Source organism: Ruegeria sp. CDSB114, from assembly GCF_059611025.1.
The window spans coordinates 89909-108428 of sequence record NZ_JBXWOT010000001.1; the positions used below are offsets into that span (position 1 = coordinate 89909).

The window sequence follows — 18520 nt, forward strand, 5'->3', positions numbered from 1 at the left end:
TTTCGGGCTTACTCCAGGACGAAGACGGATTCTGTCTCGAAGAATCCTTTGGCAATCAGAGCCGTGCGCATTTGCTTGGCATCGTCGGCAAGAATGATTACCGCCAAATCTGACAGGGCTCGAGAGCAACACACATAGAACAGCCGCCTCGTTCTATCGACAACAGAATCCTTTTCCTCGGCAATGTTCGCTCGGTCTCTATCTGAGAGCTCTGTAACACCCAAATACTTGCCGTAGGAAAAGGTAGTAGTTCGTCCTTCCTCGTCGTCAACGACCACGATCACCTTGTCGAACTCCGCGCCCTTGATGCCTTGCTGAGTGGCAAATGGAGACATTTTCTCGATGTATTTTCGATATCCCCACAGCTCCGATGCGTCACATTGCATGAAACGAACAGCGGCATTGTCGGTCGCAGGTTCGGCAACAGGAGCAGCCGTAGCCTCGTAGAGATCAATGAGCTCGATGTAGCGATCATCGAACGCCATCAAGTTTTTGGCTCTCGTAAAACGGACGATATCACCGATGCGCGCATCGCTGTCGGCTTCCAACATCGCCACGAGTTCACCGATCTGTCCTTGCAGACCATTCAAGAGGCCCGCGGTGTCTACACCAGCCAATGCATCCGCCTGCAACCACGGGCAGTGTTTGCGAAGCAAGCGCATAATTTCGAAATCCCGCCCTTCGTGACGCGCGAGAGCCGTTGGGAGGATGTAGGATAGAAAGGGGCGTATTACCCAAGCCGTACCATCAATTAGGCCGGATTTCAATTCTTCGGGTGCCTTGTCATTGAGCGCGCTATAGAGGTTCGGAAATCCCAGACGGGTTGCCGCCATTCGGTGAACCAATACCAAAAGCCGCAGTGCTTCCTCGTCTTCTTCCTCCAACCAGCCTTCATCACCGTCCTGGTCGGCCAGCCAGCGTCGAGCCTCTTCCAGACGTTCCTGTCGCCGATCATCGGCGGGCAGGATCAATACTCTGGCCGACCCTTCGACGAGAACGCCTTCCCCGTTCACCGCAATATGGCGTCCGCGTGTTTGCTCAAGCTGGTCGTCTTCTGCTCTAATCCGGTTGATGACGCGAAGCACGGCCTGCGGGCACCGGAAATTTTCCGGCTTTTCAAACGTCTCCCATCCCTCTTCTGGCGGAATGGGTCCGGCACCTTGCATGTAAATCTTCTGCACCGGATCGCCGAAAAAGCCTAGACAGAAGTCTAGTGGAACCGCTCGCGCCACTTCGCGGAGCGCATCCACAAAGGCCGGGTCTGTGTCCTGACTCTCATCGACAAAGATGACCGGAAAGCGACGTGCCAGAAGGGTCTGCATCAATGCATGTCCGGCGATAAAGTCCGGGCCGATTTTTAGGATATCGCTATGGCCGAGAACGCCATTCGAGTAGTCGCTACCGGTCCCATACCGGAAGCTTTTCACCGCATTGATTTCCGTTAGCTGACGATTGTATCGTTCGATGTTTTCCGCAGCGCGGGCCTTCGTGGCTTCTCTGGTTCGCGGTTTGTCGATTTTCTCTTGCTCTTCGGCAATCTTCTCGTTCAATCGGTTTCTCACCCATTCCCGAAGATTGTTTTGAAATGGCTTTATGACCGTCCAGAGAAAGCTGTGGATTGTGGAGACATGGAATAGTTCGTCATTTCCGACGTCTCCGCGAATTTCTTCCACGGCCACTTCGGTGTAAGTGATGCAGGCTACTTGTTGCCCGTTGCGGCGCAGGGCAGACCCCTGCGTTCGTTCGATTTGCGCTAGGGCTTTCACGAGCGATGTTGTCTTTCCCGAACCCGCTCCCGCAACCATCACAAAATGCCGGTTGCCGTCACCTGCGAGCCGCTCGTGAAGAGCTATGTCGGTATCTGTATTGGGCTTGCCAATGCGGCTTGTCATGCGGCGTCGCCTTCTTGTTGCTCATCCTCCTCCACTGCTACGCCTAAAGTGGCTTCGAGCCATTCGAGGCCTTCGGCAATGTAGTGCGGGACGTTCCAGTCGTCAGGGTCCTTGGCGAGCAATGCGAGCGCGAAATCCGTTTTCTTGTAGTTTGAGCTGTGCACCTTGTTGTGCAACTTCGCGGCGAGGTCCTCGAGATTTTGGGGCGCGCGCACCCTAAGTTTCAACTCCCGATTGGCGACTTCCTGTGTCCACTCCAGATTATCGAATGCGAAGGCAACTTCGAGCGTGCGACCGGCAAGCTCTATCTGTTCGCCGTTGCGCTCGAGAGTAACTGTGCCAGGGAAACAGACGCGAATAGCTCCATTTCTAGACAGATCGGTGGGGAGCTCCTTGCAGCAGTCTTCAACAGAAAGCAGCTCATCAATACTTTGCCTGCCGGGCAGCCACTGGGCAAGCATTTGGTTCGACGTCACTGCATTCGGAGTTTCGGGCGTGCAAGTGCTGCGTGCCGCAACTTCGTCCTCTTCATCGTCGCCCTCCATCGGTTCAGTGTCATTCTCGCCTTCCTCGTCGGCGGGTCCGGTTACGCTATCCAGATCGGTAACCACGAGCGTGGTGATCCCGATAAACTCTATAAGAGTCCGGAACAGGTGAGCGTATGCTCCACCGATTTCAAGAACGCTAAGGTAGCAGGACCGCAGACCCGGCGCTGCTTTAGCGATCATCTGCGGCATAACCAGCCGTTCGACATTGCCTTCGACGAGCACCGCCGCATCGGCAAAGAAAAGGTCACAGTGCGTTAGCTTCAAATAGCGTTCCAGAAAGTCACGGCTCGGGTTAGCTGTGGTACGGTAGAATTCCGACAGATTCAGGACCTTCGAGGCTTGTGCAATGCCTGTACCTTCGCGCCTGAAATAGCGAATGGGCTGAAAGCCGCGCTCGTAAAGGATATGAGGTGAGTGCGTCGTCAGCGCTAGCTGCGTGTGGAAGCCTTCCGGCGCGTCTCCCTCCGCCGCCAAGATTTCCAACACCTTGTTGACGAATACTTGCTGCAACTGGGCATGCATATGGGCTTCCGGCTCTTCGACGAACACCAGATGAAGGGGGGGACGCTTCTCTTCCGTAGCAAGCCACTGAGCGTGAAGATCGAGAAGTTCGACCACCATGTAGATCAGATTCTTGAAGCCGAGCCCGTTATATTTGTCGGGGAGCGTTAGACCCTCATCGTTTAGGGCGTAATGAACATGGGCACCGTCCTGGCTGTTCATCACTGTCGCAGGATTAAGTGCGGATTTGATCATCAGGCGCGGATTGGTCAGTCCCGGATATCCCAACTGTGCCAGCCGCTGGAGGGTATCGGCGAAGACCTGTTCTAGATGCTGGTTCAGCAGTAGTTCCGAATCCGCGAGCGCCCTGATCGCGTTGTAGTCGTCACTGTGGCGCTCAAGATTTCTTTGGTAATAGCGGCTAAGGTGCCGCGAGAGTTCTTCTGAACGGCTGCCTCCCTCACTGTCAGAAAGATGGCGTTGGGCGTGCAGGAAATCGACCTTGACCAGCGAGTTGACGATATCCTTTCCGGTGCGTCCCTGATCTCGCAGAAGCTCTTGCGGTTCGTATTCTTCGTTTGGCTCAAGCTCTTCGTTGAATTGGGCTTGATCAAGGACGAAATACTTGAACTCATACTCTCTCTGGAGTTCGTCTTCGAGATAATCGCGCAGCGTTCGCGGCGGAGCAACATATGGTTCCTCTCCTTCCGGTGTCTCCAAGTCGGCGACCGCATCTTGTGCCTGTGCATGCCGTTCCTGGAAGCGCGCCAGAGTCTCATCTTCGTTACGTGGTGCGAAGGCGATACGAACGCCGACCATCGCTCCTTGCCATTCAAGGTTGGGAAGAAGGTCTATGACTCGATGCAGGTCCGCTTGCTCGACCCCGAACCACAAATCGAGCGACAAAACAGGAAGTTCAGCGTCTGCTTGACCGGCTTCAATTGCGTCGATGTCGCTCCAGCGGCATGCGCTTATGTCATGAAAGTTAACACGGTCACGGGCACCGCCGATGAAGAAATGCATTGCATGGGCGACGGAGGTCTTGCCGCTGTTATTCGCACCAACGAAGATCGAGATTTCGCTGTCCAGATCGATCTTGACGTCTGCGAGGCGACGGTAATTCCTAAGTCTTATCTTGCTCAAAAGCATTGTGTGTTCAATCTCAATAAACTCGATCCATTTACAATACCCTAGGTTGACAGGTGGGGGTAGGGAGAACTTATTGCGTGCTAGTGTATGTTGAGCATGAATACCCAAGTGTCGGTTTTCAACAAACCGCGACTTGCATCGCGCACTTGCGGAGAATGACGGCCTGCCGCCCCCTCTATAGGATGGTGCTGATGCTGCGGCGGTGCAGACCAGGTCCGTTTTGGCTAATTTTACTTCAACCGCTTCGCTCGTTCAGCAACCTCCTGAACCACTGAAACAGTTGCACCGCCCGCCTGCCGTATTCCAGCCCCCGCAATCTCAGCATTTGACCTGCTTCCAAAACGCGCCCTCGCTCGTGAACCCTTGGTGCCAACCAAACCTTTGGCAAATCCGCTGGGGCCAGGAATGCTTGGTGGCCCGGCCATCATGAAGTTGCCTGAGATAGAACGTACTATCAGCGGGGTGGCGATGATCATGCCGCCTGCGAGGAACATCATCATGAAAAAGGGCACCAGCGCGCCGATGTTGCTTGCGCCGGAGGGATCGCCGAGTTCCGTCATCAGCGAGCGCGACATGCCGACGACGGTGGAAAACACCCCTGCGATCACGAGAGGGTAGAGCGCGTATGACACTGTGCTGGACAGCCAGCGGTGGAAGTAGTCCTTACTAACATCAAACAGCGAAAGCGCGATCATGATTGGGGCGATGCCGATCATGAAGGCCAACATGATCTTCGCAAAGATCAGGACAAGGCCGCAGAGCGCGCCGATCACGCCAAGGAGGAAAGCGCCGATCGCGCCGATGAGAGCTCCGGCCATCCAATGCATGTTGTCACCGGCGGCGTTTAGGTAATTACCAAACCCTTCGATCAGATCGTCAAAAGCACTGGCAAAATATCCAGCCCCGGCACCGCCGCCTCCAAGTCCCGCAACCATGCCGCCCGCGAGCTGGTCGAGCCCATCGATTAGGGCGCTAGCGACAGCATTAAACTGGACCCAGTTCATTGCAAACAGGGATATGAGCATTAGTTTGAGGGCGAACCAAAACGCGGTTCGCCCGTCCATGGATTTGTACTGAAACACCATGTTGATGAAGACGCCAATCACGGCAAGCGTCGAGGCGACCGCGATGACGCCGCCTAGCTGACCGGCGACGTTGCCAAAAGTGGTTTGGGCCGCGTCGTCCAGAAAGTTGTCGGTTGTCTCAACCATCCATGTGACGACGCCCATTGGGTGCTCCTATGCTTTCTCGGTCGGTTTGACACGCCAGATGTCGCGCTTCAGGAAGGCCTTCAGGATGTGCTCGCCGTTGAAATCCGGCACGACAGAGACCAGCTCCCAGCCATCCTGACCAAGGGCGGTCAACTGCGCTTCGATCTTCGGTGGCTTCGTCTTGGCTGTGTTGATCTGTTCAATCTTGTATTCAAACATGGGCTTTTTCCTTTGAATGGGCCGGATCAATCGGCAGATAGAATTCGGTGATGCCGCGCGCGCCTTCATGGCGACCGGCCTGGATAATCACATCGATGGAGCGGGTGATGTAGTCGTTCATGTTCTGGTAGGTCATTGGCACATCGGTTTTGAGGGCGGCGATAGCCAGGCGCTGGACGGCTAGCTGAGGGGTTTCAGCGTGCAGTGTGGTGAGGGAACCACCATGGCCGGTGTTTATTGCCTCAAGGAAGGTCATGGCCTCTTTGCCGCGCACTTCGCCTAGAACAATCCGGTCCGGCCGCATGCGCAGGGTAGAGGTCAGCAGTACATCCGCGCTGCGCGTGGCTTCGTCGCGGTCAGACATTAGCGTGACGACATTGGGCTGAGTGGGACGCAACTCGGCCGCTTCTTCGATCGTGATGATACGCTCGTCGGCGGGCACGAAGGAAAGGATCTTGCGTGCCGTGACGGTCTTGCCGGTCGAGGTGCCGCCGGAGACGATCATGTTGAGCTTGTGCGTGACGCAGAACTTGATCGCGGCGTCGATGTCGCCGGTGGCCACGATATCGCGCAACTCGGCATTGCGCTTGCGTCTTGCTCCTTCGTTGCTGCGTTCTTTGCCGAACAGGTAAGACAGCTTGATCTGGTCCAATGGAAGGTCGGCAAAGAACCGCAGAGAAATCGCATAGCCGCCATCGACAGCGGGGGGCTGGATGACTTGCGCGCGGATTGGTCGGTCACGGTAAGTGATGCTGACCGACACGATGGGTTTGGTCCGGCTGAGGGTGGTGTTCGCGGCGGAAGCAATCTGATTGCCAAGGTCTTTGATTTCATTGGGCGAGAGCCGCCGGTTGACGGGCCGCATGAAGTTATCCCCCTGAAACTCCGCCCAAAGAGTGCCGTCGGGGTTGATGCAAAGCTCGATCAGCTTTGGATCACGCGCTTCGGGGACCTTGTCCATCGAACTTTGCAGATAGCTGGCCGCCATGATCAGAAAATCTCCAGATCGCGGTCAACCATCACGGTGACGCGAGCACCTTGATCGACATAGATCACAGGTGAGACGGAGAGGTATTCACCAATAACGCTTTGTGCGCTGTCTTGCAGGTCTTCGCCAATGCCTTCCAAGACATCAGAGGTGATCTCGTCGTCGGTGTTTTGGGCTGCCACTGTAGGCAATACCCCGATCAGAGATATCAGGGCGGCGGACCCGAACCGCGTGCCGAAACGGCTGTCGACGAATCCAGTTGTGCCGGACCGCCCCAGTTCATCACCACCGAAAGCGCTGATTTCTACGGTCTGGTTGCTGGGCAGAATGATCCGGTCCCAGGCGATCGTCACGCGTTGCTGCGCAATGTCGAGACCGGATTGATACCGCCCGATCAGACGCGCGCCGCGTGGGATCAGGATCCGCGAGCCGTCATAGGCGTGGACATCTTCCGATACCATCGCGCGGACCTGACCGGCGAGCGAGCTGTCGATTGCCGTCTCAAGCACGGCCTGGATCATCGTACCCTGAACAACCGTGTTTGACGGGTTCACGATCAACTGGGCCTGTGTCACCTCAGCGGGTTCAGCGCCGTTGCGGACAAAGTCTGTGACGCCATCAAGCCGCCGCTGCTGCGCGGCGGTTTCATTGTTGCTGTTGCCCGAACCCCCAAAGGCGATGATGGGACTGGCAATACGGGCTTGCAGCTCCTCAAGTTCGGCTTGCCGTCGCCGCTCGAGCTCTTGAAGGCGTAGCTCCTCGGCCGTGGGGCCGGTTGGCGCGGGCGTGCGCGGGGTTTCAAGGCGCGCCAGCTCAAGATCGTTCTGCAGTCGCTGGATTTGCCGGGCACGTTCTTCCAGCTCCTCGCGCAGGGCGGCCTGTGTTGCAGCGGCCTCACCGCGCAGGGCATCGATCTCTGCGCCCAGGGAATCCAATGCCTCGAGATTGACGGTTGGGGCTTCAGCAACAGGTGCGTTGCGCAGGGCTTCAAGTTCTTCCCGCATGGCGTCCATTTGCGCGCGCAGCTCGTCTGTTTCGCTGTCTGGTTCTGACTCTGCTGGAGGTGGCGATGCGTCAATCGGTGCAGGGGTTGGTTCAAGGTCTCCAAACCCCGGACCGGCCGCTTGGAATTCGTCCGGTGAGGCTGTTTCCAGGCTATCGGGTTCAGAGCCGCCAGAGAACAACAGTAAGAGACCGCCAAGAGCCAAGATTGCCCCGATGCCTAGGGCAATCGTAACAACAGACGGCTGCAACTTTGGTTTTTGTGGTTTACCTTCAAGCGCTTCGAGGCGCTTCTTAAGCTCGGCTGTTTCACTCATCCTGATTTGCCTCGCTCATCTCTTGGACGCAAATCTCGTCCTCGCCGAGCCTGAGAACCCATCGATCGCTGACACCTGACACGCGGATCACGCCATCTGGCCGCGCAAGCGCATTCACACTGCGCTCATTGCCAGCAGACCATCGAAAGATCGCGGGCAAAGGCGCATTCGCGGCAAAGCGAAAATAGGTGAAGGTGCCGTCGTCCCAGATTTCACGCGGGGTGATCTCGGACCGCGCGCTGACGCCATAGGCGTGGTTTGCAGGTTGGCTTGCGGCTACTCGGGATTGCCGAGGGGTTGCATCCGGATAGGTGAAGCGGATGACATAGAAGGTCGGCGAGCTCGCCTCGGTCACGTTGAAGTAATAGCTGCGCCGGTTGGTGTAGACGGTGATGTTGGTATGTGCGCCGTGTGTGACGGGCTTGATGGCAAATGCCTGACCACCGGGCACGCCATCCAACAGGAAGCCCTCGGTATCGCCCGCAATGATCGAGCGGATGGTCTCGCCTTGGCCGAATTCAATGCTGGTCACATGGGTCAGACTGGTGCGGATACGGTAGACCTGCCCATCCTGATAGGTGGCCAGCCGGACGCGGGCGTCATAGGGACCTTGGCGCGGCTGGGTCTCTGCATAGGCGGTGCCAGCAAGCGGAACAAAGAGGGCGAGGATTAGGAGCAGGCGGCGCATTAGTTACTCCAGACGATCCGAGCGGATCGCGTACTCGGTGACGGTGAAGCCGAAAGGGTTCTGCCAGACATCATCGATCAACCGGCTATTCTCGGGCCGGAATTCAAACATCAGGGTTGCGGTAAAGAGACCGTTTTGACTGCCTCGCGGTGAGTTGAGACGCTTGCGCAGACGAATTTGGGCGCGACTGGCGCTGATATGGGTGATCGACAGAACCTCGACATCAAGCCGGGCATCTGTGCCGTAACTGTCGGGCGGATAGGCCTCATGACCACTGGTCCAAAGCGCCCGTAGCCCTGTGGCGGCCGCGCCGTCCGACTGATCCAGGACCCGCCGCACGCGCACATCATTGTCGAGTTGATTATAGGTTTCTCGATCAATGACATAGCGGTAGACCTGTGCCTCGATGATAGCGGGGCGTTCCGTGAGTGAGACCGCTTCAACCATGGCATTGGGGAGGGCCATGCCGGTTTCGCTATCAAAGGGCACGATCATGGGCGGCGGGTCCACGTCGAACAGGGCGACAAGGGCAGCGGCGAGGCAACCTGCCATGCCAAACGCCATGCCTGTCAGCCCCAGTTTCTGCCACATGAGCTCGCGTCGTCGTGCGCCGTAGACGAGCTCTTCTTCAATGATGTCTGTCTCGCTACTCATTGGATCAGTCCGCGCGCAGGTCTGGCAGGGTGAAGTCCATATAGCGGCGCTCTTCGGCCAGCGTGGCGGCATCCACCACACCTGATTGGCCCGCGCCGACGGTCTGGATGGCTTCGAGCTCCCACATGCGCGTCATGGCAATGGCCAGCTCGGCCGTGACGCGGGTGTTGTGATCGACGGCTTCCTTGAGCGTTTCCATGTCCGGGATTAGCGAGACCAACTGTTCGACCCGTTCAAGGGACTGCGCGGCTTCTTCATAGCTGTTCTCGGCCGCTGCTGACATCATCGCCCCGGTGCCCGCCTGGCTGGCAATACGCTCAGCCCCTGGATTGCCGCTGCTGGCCATGTCGGACAGGCTGTCCTGGTCAAAACCTGCATCTTCCAGGGCTTGCGTCATGCGACCTTCCATCTGAGGGGCGGCATCGCCGATCAAGCCGCTAAAATCGCCGCTTTGGATTTGCCGTATGGTGCCAAGGAGGTCGCCGAATTCCTGATCGAGGAGTCCATCAAGATCACCGCCCATGGCCATTTCAATGATATCTGTTGCGCCGGTTAGGGCGGCGTAGGTCTCGTTGAGCGTGTCGAGTTGCTGCTGCACCAGATCGAGCTGTTCGAGAAGAGTGTCGAGCTGGTCGGTCTGAATCCCAAAATCCTCCAGCATCTGCTGTAGCTGACGAATTTCCTGGGCGATGTTGCGTGTGTCGACGGTGGGAACGCCTTGGGCGGAAAGGGGTGAGGCAACCAGCAACGCGCAAGTGGCAACGGTAGAAAGAAAGCGGATCATCGGAGTGCCTCCAGATCGAATTGCATGAAGTCTTGTTCGCGCGCCTGCGCGGCGGCCATGGCCAGCTCGGTCGCGCTGAGCGGGCGGGTATGGGCGGCTTTGAGGCGCGTGCGGATCGCGATCAGGCGAGCGAGTTCGGCCCGCGCGTAGGTGTTGAGCGACATGGCCGCGTGAATGTCATCTGTCTCGCCAATGCGGGTGATGATGTCCTGTACGCGCAGTGCGGCCGCTTGCACCGAGACCATGGAATAGTCGCCGTAGATCCCCGCACCGAAAGAGGTCAGGCTCATCGTGGAGTTGGCAAGCAAGACGGGATCAATGGTGCCGAGCGCATCGACGCCACCGACACGGGCAAGGTAGAGATTGTAGCGCTCGGGGATGACTTGAACGTAGTGTTGGGTTTCGGCAAAGGGTGGCACGCCGCCGTAGCGCTGCACATTGCCGGGACCGGCATTGTAGGCCGCGAGCCCGTGAATGATGTTGCCGTCAAACATGGCTAGCATCCGCGCCAGATAGCGCGCGCCGCCGGTGACCTGGATGTAGGGGTTTTCATAGTAGGCCGGGTAAATGCCGAGGTCCTGTGCCGTGCCGGGCATAATCTGGGTCAGGCCAAATGCGCCGACAGGGGAGCGCGCGCCGATGGTGAAGCGGCTTTCTTGCCAGATCAGCGCCTGCAACAGGCAGCGCCACTGCTTGGGTGACAGGCCCGCCGCGCGCACGCCGGACATAAGGTGCGTTTCCTGAGCCGCACGAATGATCAGCTCTTCGATCGAGCCCGAGGCATCGCCGAACATCTGTGCCGCGCCAGGGTTTGGGTCGACCGGACCGTAAAGCGTCTCTGCAGCGCTTTCAGGTGATGAACCAGCTTCCAAACTAGCGACAAGTGCGCCGGAATTTCCGCTGGCCAACGTCGTGGCATCGAGGATGTCTTCCAGCGCCTGGAGTTGTTCTTGTTCGAGCTCTTCAAGCTCTTCCTCTTTGGTTAACCGATCCCGCTGCAGCGCCAGATCTTGTTCGCCCTGCTGCAACACGCGCTCACGCTGCAAGAACATGCCCGCATCGAATGTGGGCACGCCTTGGGCAAAGGCCATTGGCGTGGCGAACCACATCAAGCCCGCAAGGATATGCAGGCGGTGCTTATTCACTGAGACCACCAATCGGCCCGAGCAGCTCGAAATTGCAGTTGCTGCGGCTGACCTCGGCAAAGGAGCTAAAGCATTCGGCTTCTGACGGCCGGTATTCCGCGCATGCCGTCAGGGTCAAAAGGGTGAGGGTCAGTACGCAAAGTCTACACATCAATCTGTCTCCAAAAATTTGGGTTTTGGCGATAATCTTCGCCAACAAGCGCTTCGCCTTTTTCCATGCCGCCAAGGATCGTGAGGTAAGGCCCAAGGGCGCTTAGGTCGGCATCGATCACCACCGAGCCTTGATCATCGCGCACCAGCGCCAGACGGGAGTTGCTACCTGTTCCAAGCAATACGCTGAGCTCTTTCTCAGAAAGGCCCAGCATCGCGTAATCGGAGGCCGAAGCACGAATATTGGGAAGCAAGAGTTGCGTAGGAACGGCCTCGACAATCGTCTTGCCGGTGCGGGTTTTCTCAAGCTGGCTTGCGTATTGGGTCATCATTACGACAACCGCGTTTTGTTTGCGCGCGGTCACAAGCCAATTGCTAAGACGGTCGGCAAAATATGGGTTGTCGAGTGCCTTCCAGGCTTCATCGATGATGATCAACGTCGGCTTGCGATCCTCGATGACGCGCTCCACGCGGCGGAACAGGTAGGACAGGACCGCCATACGTTCCTTCTCGCTTTCGCTGTCGAGAATGCCGGTCAGGTCGAACCCCACGACATCACCATCGAGCGAAAAGGTATCCTCGGCACTCTGTCCAAAGATCCAGCCGTAGCGGCCATCCGCCGTCCATTCCTGAATCCGTTCGAACAGGTCCCCTTCATCCGCACCGGCGACAAAGAGGGAGGCTAAATCTTGCCAGTTACGAAGGGCGGCATCACTGGCTCCGGCGTTCTGACGCACGACTTCCTGAATTCGGTTGATTTGAACCGGGCTCAAGGGTTTGTCGGCGCGATGAAGCAGCGTGGCCAGCCAATCCGATAGCCAGGCTTGACCGCGCCCGTCGATCTCGGTGCGGAGCGGATTGAGACCGGTTGCTTCACCCGCCTTGATGGCGCTGTAGCGCCCGCCATTGGCCCGCACCGCCATTTCCATGCCAGCGCGATAGTCGAAGACAAAGACGCGCGCGTCGCAGCGCCGGGCTTGGGTCATGAGGAAGGCTGACAAGACCGATTTTCCCGAGCCAGGGCGGCCTAGGATCAAGGTGTGCCCGCCTGTCGGCTCTTTGTCTGGCCGACCCGTCTCATGGTAGTTGAACAGAAAGCCCGAGCGTTCAGGCGTCGGGAAGAGAGTGATCGGCTTGCCCCAAGGCACTTTGTGCCCGGGTTTCCCCAGTTGACCACGATGCAGCGCCGCGAGATCGGCAAAGTTGGTGTTGGTGATGGCGGCCTTGCGGCTGCGCATCTGCCCATTGCCCGGATGCTGCGCGAAATAGTGGGTGCGCGCCGCAAAGCTCTCGTTCACTAGGTTTACGCCTTCACTGGCTGCGATGTTGCGTACCTCGGCGGCGATTGCTTCCAGCTTTTCCTCGGTCTCGGCGAAAACCGTCACCGTCATGTGATGATCGCCAAAGCTGAGCCGCTTAGACTCCAGATCGTCCAGCGCGTCGACCAGTTCTTCTGCGAGAGAAATCGCGCCATCATCGCTGGCCTTCATAAGGCGCTGTTGCCGCTTGATCCGGCTGGCCGTGATGTTGCTGTTGATCGGCGTGAAAGAATGCGTGACCACCATGTCGACGGGCAGATTCAGCTCATCGAACATGGTGCAGTTAGTCTTGGCCGGGTAGGTCTTGATCGCAAAGCTCGTACCAAACCGCTTTCCTGCCGTCCCATCGTCCAGCGTAAAGCCTTGCCCCTGAAACGTGACGCGCGTGTTGGCCACATCCTCAGCAATGATGCCAAAGCGGGATTTTGCGAAGAGCGGTCGTTCCTGGCCAATATTGAGCGCCCCAAGGAACCCGAGTAGCTCGCCGCTTTCGGCTCCAAGAAGGCGCGGTTTCATCTCTGCAAAAGACGACAGAAGAAACCCGACGACCTCCTCAAGCTTGCGCAGTTGCTTGGCCGTCTGGTCTTTCATCCGTGCGATTGAGTCTGAACGTTTCAGGCGCAGCCGCGCGCCGAGGGGAGGACGCTTCAGCACTGTCAGCGTGAGCGTTTTGTCTCGAAGGCCCGCCCGCGACATGGCCGTTTGCCAACGGTTGTCCAGGACTTGGGCAAACCCCTCATTGGGTACCGGCGGCAAGGCGGTCTCAATCGCCTTGGAGACCTTGTGAACGTAGAAACTGTACTCCGGCCCGATCTGCGCGATGATCGCGGCGAAGAGCGCGCGGATTTTCTCCAAATGCGCGTCATCGCTGGTCATGCTGTTCACACCATCAATCCGAATGCACTGGAAAAGGGCATTGCCGCGCGTGCGGATCGTCACGTCATTCACGAGGCTGACATAGGGCAGCATGCTGGCCATCGGACGCTCTTTGCACGCCCAGTTTGGCAGCATCTCAAGATCATCCGAAGGATCACGGAGCATAGCTGTCCCCCGAATGGATCTTGCGGTTCGGGGTAGGCGGCGTCTCCTGCAAGGCGGTGACCATCACTTCAAGAAAGGCCGGATCCCAATCCGCCGCTTTCCACAGCGCGGGATAGGCGAGAGCGGCGATGATGATCACCGGCCAGCTCTGGACCCACAGAAACAGCAATACAAACCCGAAGAGCCAGACCATGGCATACATGATCGGCAAGCCGATGAGCTTTGGCGGTCGGATCAGGCCGAGGAAGAGGCGGGTTTGCGTTGCCATGCCGAATTTACGCGCCCCAGATGGCGGTCACGATGGTCGGCGCAGCTGCGATGCCTGCGATAGCGACCAGCACCCAAAGGGCCTGGCGGAAGTCGAGAATGCCAAAGAGCCATGAGAGGAACACGCCGATCAGGGCTAAGGTGCCGATGACTATGCCCAGGGGGCCGGTGATCGTGTCGACGATGCCTTGCAGAAGGTTCTGCACCGGCGAGAGGTCGATGCTCTGCGCAAAGGCCGGGTTGGCAATCATCAAGCTGGCCAGAGCCAGCGACAGGATGGTACGGAATTGTGTGTGCATTAGGAGGCTCCAGTCAGTCGATCACGTACGGCCATGACGCGGCGCACGTGATTTTGGGTTTCTTGGTAAGGGGGAATGCCGCCGTAGCGCGCGACCGCGTTCGGCCCCGCGTTGTAGGCAGCGAGCGCCAGTTCGGGCGTGCCAAACTGCGCCAGCATCATCAGAAGGTAGCGGGCGGACCCATCGAGGTTTGCCTGCCAGTCATGCGGATCCACGCCGAGCTGCGCGGCTGTTGCGGGCATCAACTGTCCAAGGCCAATCGCGCCTGCGGAGCTGCGCGTATTCGGGCGATAGGCGCTTTCGATCTCGATATTGGCTTGGAACAGCGCCTGCCATTCCGTCACCGACAGCCCGGAGCGGCGCAGCGCAGGGTGCCCGCCATAGCGATGCGCGGTGCTTTCAAGGGCTGCGAGGATCTCGGGGCGGGGAACCACGCGGGTAGGTGCAGGAGGCGGTGCTTCACGCTCAGGCGCTGCGAAAACGATCAGCTCTGGTGAGTTTGCACCAATACCATCGACGTAGCTTTGCGCGAAACCTGATTGCGGTTCTTTGGTCTCCAGCTGGCCATCGGCCCGCATAGAAAGAACGAAACCTTCAGAATAGGCGGGTGCAGCAAGGAATGCTGCGAGGACGGCAAGTGGCTTAGCTCGCGTCGTCCAGTGTGTGCGAGGCGACCTTGCCTTCGAACATCGGGATAGAAATGATCGAAACGCCAAGCCCGGCAAGGAAACTGGATAAGCCGTTGATTGTCTTGAATTCTCGGGCGGCCATGTTGTTGCGCGCGGTGACGAGCAGGCGGCGTGTCTCGCCGTCTGGCGAGACGCAATGCACGGTCCAAACTCCGGACCACTGAGCACCTGTGCGTGTGGGCGTAACTCGGCACACGACATCCGCCGAATGTCTTTCGGCAAGCAGTGTGCGCAGCCCGTCTTCGCTGACAACATTGGGGGCGTCTTGCATCAAATTCATAGGATCGAGCCTTACAGAATTGTGCATTGGCCCGGCAGTCCCTCATGGACTACCCAACCGATACAATATTATAATCTTGCAATCAATAGGTGCAATTTGAGTTATTGCGCCTTTCATGCGTTGAAACGAATTTACTGCAACAGAGTGGCTGAGCCAAGATAATATGGCGCTTTTGAAACAAACATGGGCGGCTCTGGCTGTTTTGGGTTGGGGATCAGCCTCGATCGCAGGCAGTTGCCTGCCACCAGTGTCGCCATGGATGCCCACCGATCCCGATGATGTCAGGGCATATGCTGACCTGTTGAGGCGTGATGCTGAGGCGTATTTTGCCGAAGTCGAGCAGTACTTCCGTTGTCAGGATCAGGAGCGGCGAGAGGTCTTCGAACAAGCGCGCGAGGTCAGCGAAGGTTACGCGCGCGTTTTGGAGCTTCAGGGCCGCGTGAGGAAATGACGCCCGTCCTCACTGTAGAGAAAGCTGCCGTTCAAAAACGCGGCGACGAAGGTCGCCAAGGCGGGACAAATCGAGCTTTCGCTGCAATTACGCCAATGTCCGGTACGGCACCGAGCTTCGCATATTGGGTGAGTCATTTGGTCTAACCTTGCTTGGATTGGCGCTGATAATTCAGTATTGGACTTACATGGATCGCATTCTTATTTCAGCTTGTCTTGTAGGCCGCCCTGTCCGCTACAATGGAACAGATAAGGCTTCCGATTCTGCGGACGTTATCGAGCGTTGGCACAGCGAGGGCCGACTTGTTCATATTTGCCCAGAAGTCGCCGTAGGATTTCCAACTCCTCGCCCACCCGCTGAGATACAAAGAGTATCAGACACGGCTAGTAGTGCATATAACGGCGCTGATGTGCTCGCTGGCATGGCGCGCGTGGTTGAAGATGTTGGCAGGGACGTGTCAGAGCTTTACATCAAGGCCGCTCACGACACCGTTGTATTCGCTCAACGCCACGGATGCCGCCACGCAGTCCTCACGGATGGCTCGCCATCCTGTGGTTCGACGTTCATCTATGATGGTACGTTTTCCGGCGCTCAGAGACCAGGCATAGGGACGACTACAGCAGCATTGCGTGAGGCAAAGATTCTTGTTTGGCCCGAAACAGCAATCACTGAATTGGATGCTCTGTTGAAAGGTTGAACATTTCTAGTGCTCTGCACCCTCTTTACGTTGTAGAGATTTTCACTGTTGATCCGTCCAAGAGAACAGGACAGTTTTAGCATCCATAGCAATATCGAATACATAGATTTTCTCCTATGAAGTTGCGGGCTTTCGGGTCGGGAACTTCAAGTGGCCTGTCACGACTGCGACGCCTGCGAAGATCATTGCGAGGCCGAGGATCAGTGTCGGCGAAAGAGCTTCCCCAAGTAAGAGAACGCCGAGGACAACGCTGAAACCAGCACGCATGTAACTGCCGGTTGTGACGCCTAATGGTCCAAGCGTGCGGACCAGTCGGAAGTAAATAGCCATAGCAATGGCTGTCGAAAACACACCCATCGCAACAACCGCAGCTATCGCTGGGGGTGTTGGCGTGAGGTTGAATGGATCGTCAACCCAGAAAGAGACAGGCCCCATCAAAAGCGCTGCGAAGGCCATTGAGCAGGCGGCGGTGAGGACTGGCGGCTGGTCAGAAAACCGTTTCGCGTAGATGGCGGCAAAAGCATAACTCAGACTGGCTCCCGTGATGGCCAACTGTCCCAAAACCGAATTGCCTTCCCCTGCCAAAGCAGCCGGTCCCATAATTACAAGAACACCCGCAAAACCCAAGAGAATGCCAGTGATATGCCGCGCTCCAGCGCTGCGATCCCTCAATAGAAAGAACCCGATCAAAAACACGAAAAGTGGTGGCGTTGTGTTCAGCAGGCCTGCAAGGCCGCTGTCGATATGCTTTTGCCCCCAGCTTATGAGTGTGAAGGGAAGCGCGCTCTGCAGAACTCCTTGAAGGAGGAGTGCGCCCCAACGTGACAACGATCTTGGAAACGCAGCACCGCTCCAGCGAGCAAACAGCAAGAGCAAGGCCGCGCCAATGACAAGCCTGCCGAAGACAATCGTTGCAGGCGGGATGGTGTCGATAGCGACTTCAATCAGTGTGAAAGACGCGCCCCAAAGAAAAGACAGGAGGACAAGTAGGGCAATTTCGAGAACAGTATTTTGGGGTGTTTGAGACATGTGAAACCTTTGAATTTTCCAAACTATCGCTTTTTCCAAGAATATTGACTGGCTGGAATCGGACGTGATCCCCCGATAGAGTCCGATTCCAGCTAGACCGAGACCGCCTATCTGGGTGAAGAAAGATTATGGATAATATTTCACCCGCATTTCCCGACGCTGAAACCTGCGACAGGGCACGACTGGCCCGCGATCCATCATTTGATGGGCTGTTCTTTTCAGGCGTCCGGTCCACGAAAATTTATTGCCGTCCTGTCTGCCCGGTACGACCTGCAAAATCAGCTAACGTCACGTTCTATCCAACTGCGGCAGCGGCGGAGCAAGCGGGGTTCCGTCCTTGCCTGCGCTGCCGTCCTGAAACTGCACCAGGCAGCCCTGCATGGCGCGGCACTGCGACGACAGTGGGCCGTGCTATGCGTTTGATCGAAGATGGCTTTCTGGATGTGCGAAGTGTGGATGAGTTGGCGACCTCATTAGGGATAGGTTCACGGCATTTGTTACGTCTATTCAACAAACACACGGGTGCCAGCCCGACGCAGGTTGCAGCAACCGTCAGAGTGCAACGAGCGAAACGTATGATCGACGCCGGTGATATGGCGCTGTCGGAGATCGCGTTTGCGGCGGGCTTTCAGAGCGTCCGTCGCTTCAATGACGTATTCAAAGCACTCTATGGGAGACCGCCATCCTCCATCCGAAAGCCGAAACGATGAGCAGTTTATATTTTACCCACGTTGCCAGCCCCATCGGCGATCTTCTCGTTGCTGGCACCGAAACAACATTACATTTTCTGAGTTTTCCAACAGGCCACAAGGCGTTTGGTCCTGCGCTGGACTGGCAACAAGCTGATGCGCCGTTCCAAAACGTGAGACAGCAGCTCAACGCCTACTTTGCAGGAGAGTTGCGCTGCTTTGATCTTTCCCTTCGGTTGTCCGGTACAGCTTTTCAAAACAGCGTTTGGAACCGTCTGTCCGGCATCCCGTTTGGCGAGACGCGGACCTATGGTCAAATCGCCACCCAACTCGGCCGATCAAGGGCCAGTCGTGCAGTTGGTACTGCAAACGGAAGTAACCCCCTGCCGATCATCTTGCCTTGCCATCGGGTGATCGGTGCGAGCGGATCATTGACCGGATTCGGCGGAGGCCTTCCAACGAAAGAATTTCTGCTACGCCATGAAGGTGCTCTCGAATAATCGGAATCCCG

General features: G+C 57.3%; 20 protein-coding genes. 4 read left to right on the top strand and 16 right to left on the bottom strand.

From position 1 onward, the window contains the following. Positions 1-8: 8 nt before the first annotated feature. The 15 genes from AC2FIP_RS00435 to AC2FIP_RS00505 form a co-directional block, all read right to left on the bottom strand. The gene (locus tag AC2FIP_RS00435; protein ID WP_496784784.1) at positions 9-1892 is read right to left on the bottom strand and encodes a UvrD-helicase domain-containing protein; all 1884 of its coding nucleotides are present in this window, start codon (positions 1890-1892) and stop codon (positions 9-11) included. Next, entirely contained in the window at positions 1889-4090 is a 2202-nt protein-coding gene (locus tag AC2FIP_RS00440) for an ATP-dependent nuclease (RefSeq protein WP_496784786.1), read from the bottom strand. Before AC2FIP_RS00440 ends, AC2FIP_RS00435 begins: the two co-directional genes overlap by 4 nt. 230 nt (positions 4091-4320) lie before the next feature. Next, complete coding sequence (locus AC2FIP_RS00445) at positions 4321-5319, bottom strand: TrbL/VirB6 family protein (RefSeq protein ID WP_496784788.1); 999 nt, start codon at positions 5317-5319, stop codon at positions 4321-4323. A gap of 9 nt (positions 5320-5328) precedes the next feature. Next, entirely contained in the window at positions 5329-5520 is a 192-nt protein-coding gene (locus AC2FIP_RS00450; RefSeq protein ID WP_496784790.1) for a DUF4177 domain-containing protein, read from the bottom strand. Beyond that, a complete protein-coding gene (locus AC2FIP_RS00455) occupies positions 5513-6508 on the bottom strand; it encodes an ATPase, T2SS/T4P/T4SS family (protein ID WP_496784791.1) in 996 nt (331 codons plus the stop codon). Before AC2FIP_RS00455 ends, AC2FIP_RS00450 begins: the two co-directional genes overlap by 8 nt. A 2-nt stretch (positions 6509-6510) precedes the next feature. After that, positions 6511-7827, bottom strand: coding sequence for a TraB/TrbI/VirB10 family type IV secretion system protein (locus AC2FIP_RS00460; RefSeq protein ID WP_496784793.1), 1317 nt, complete (start codon positions 7825-7827; stop codon positions 6511-6513). Next, positions 7820-8515, bottom strand: coding sequence for a TrbG/VirB9 family P-type conjugative transfer protein (locus AC2FIP_RS00465; protein WP_496784795.1), 696 nt, complete (start codon positions 8513-8515; stop codon positions 7820-7822). Before AC2FIP_RS00465 ends, AC2FIP_RS00460 begins: the two co-directional genes overlap by 8 nt. A 3-nt stretch (positions 8516-8518) precedes the next feature. After that, the gene (locus AC2FIP_RS00470; RefSeq protein WP_496784797.1) at positions 8519-9169 is read right to left on the bottom strand and encodes a VirB8 family type IV secretion system protein; all 651 of its coding nucleotides are present in this window, start codon (positions 9167-9169) and stop codon (positions 8519-8521) included. Between the two features lie 4 nt (positions 9170-9173). Then, the gene (locus tag AC2FIP_RS00475) at positions 9174-9953 is read right to left on the bottom strand and encodes a type IV secretion system protein (RefSeq protein WP_496784798.1); all 780 of its coding nucleotides are present in this window, start codon (positions 9951-9953) and stop codon (positions 9174-9176) included. After that, complete coding sequence (locus tag AC2FIP_RS00480; RefSeq protein WP_496785777.1) at positions 9950-11062, bottom strand: lytic transglycosylase domain-containing protein; 1113 nt, start codon at positions 11060-11062, stop codon at positions 9950-9952. Before AC2FIP_RS00480 ends, AC2FIP_RS00475 begins: the two co-directional genes overlap by 4 nt. A gap of 179 nt (positions 11063-11241) precedes the next feature. Next, complete coding sequence (locus AC2FIP_RS00485) at positions 11242-13608, bottom strand: VirB4 family type IV secretion/conjugal transfer ATPase (RefSeq protein WP_496784800.1); 2367 nt, start codon at positions 13606-13608, stop codon at positions 11242-11244. Then, the gene (locus AC2FIP_RS00490; RefSeq protein ID WP_024096577.1) at positions 13598-13876 is read right to left on the bottom strand and encodes a VirB3 family type IV secretion system protein; all 279 of its coding nucleotides are present in this window, start codon (positions 13874-13876) and stop codon (positions 13598-13600) included. Before AC2FIP_RS00490 ends, AC2FIP_RS00485 begins: the two co-directional genes overlap by 11 nt. 7 nt (positions 13877-13883) lie before the next feature. Continuing rightward, positions 13884-14174, bottom strand: coding sequence for a TrbC/VirB2 family protein (locus AC2FIP_RS00495; protein WP_090219049.1), 291 nt, complete (start codon positions 14172-14174; stop codon positions 13884-13886). After that, complete coding sequence (locus tag AC2FIP_RS00500) at positions 14174-14752, bottom strand: lytic transglycosylase domain-containing protein (protein WP_496784801.1); 579 nt, start codon at positions 14750-14752, stop codon at positions 14174-14176. The genes AC2FIP_RS00495 and AC2FIP_RS00500 overlap by 1 nt, the downstream gene beginning before the upstream one ends. 64 nt (positions 14753-14816) lie before the next feature. Further along, positions 14817-15143, bottom strand: coding sequence for a hypothetical protein (locus AC2FIP_RS00505; protein WP_170805376.1), 327 nt, complete (start codon positions 15141-15143; stop codon positions 14817-14819). Positions 15144-15306: 163 nt separating this feature from the next. Between AC2FIP_RS00505 and AC2FIP_RS00510 the strand changes: the two genes are divergently transcribed. Together AC2FIP_RS00510 and AC2FIP_RS00515 are read left to right on the top strand one after the other, a co-directional pair. Further along, positions 15307-15594 (top strand): hypothetical protein, encoded by a 288-nt coding sequence (locus AC2FIP_RS00510; protein WP_229802354.1) that lies wholly within the window; start codon positions 15307-15309, stop codon positions 15592-15594. Positions 15595-15781: 187 nt separating this feature from the next. Beyond that, positions 15782-16291 (top strand): 2-thiouracil desulfurase family protein, encoded by a 510-nt coding sequence (locus AC2FIP_RS00515; RefSeq protein ID WP_496784802.1) that lies wholly within the window; start codon positions 15782-15784, stop codon positions 16289-16291. Between the two features lie 114 nt (positions 16292-16405). Here the strand turns inward: AC2FIP_RS00515 and AC2FIP_RS00520 are convergent, their stop codons facing one another. Continuing rightward, positions 16406-17320 (bottom strand): DMT family transporter, encoded by a 915-nt coding sequence (locus AC2FIP_RS00520; RefSeq protein WP_496784804.1) that lies wholly within the window; start codon positions 17318-17320, stop codon positions 16406-16408. A 128-nt stretch (positions 17321-17448) separates the two neighbouring features. On the opposite strand from AC2FIP_RS00520, the gene AC2FIP_RS00525 reads away from it, so the two are divergent. After that, positions 17449-18030, top strand: coding sequence for a bifunctional transcriptional activator/DNA repair enzyme AdaA (locus AC2FIP_RS00525; RefSeq protein ID WP_496784805.1), 582 nt, complete (start codon positions 17449-17451; stop codon positions 18028-18030). Then, positions 18027-18509: a methylated-DNA--[protein]-cysteine S-methyltransferase gene (locus AC2FIP_RS00530; RefSeq protein ID WP_496784806.1), complete on the top strand. Its 483-nt coding sequence runs from the start codon at positions 18027-18029 to the stop codon at positions 18507-18509. Before AC2FIP_RS00525 ends, AC2FIP_RS00530 begins: the two co-directional genes overlap by 4 nt. Positions 18510-18520 lie beyond the last annotated feature (11 nt).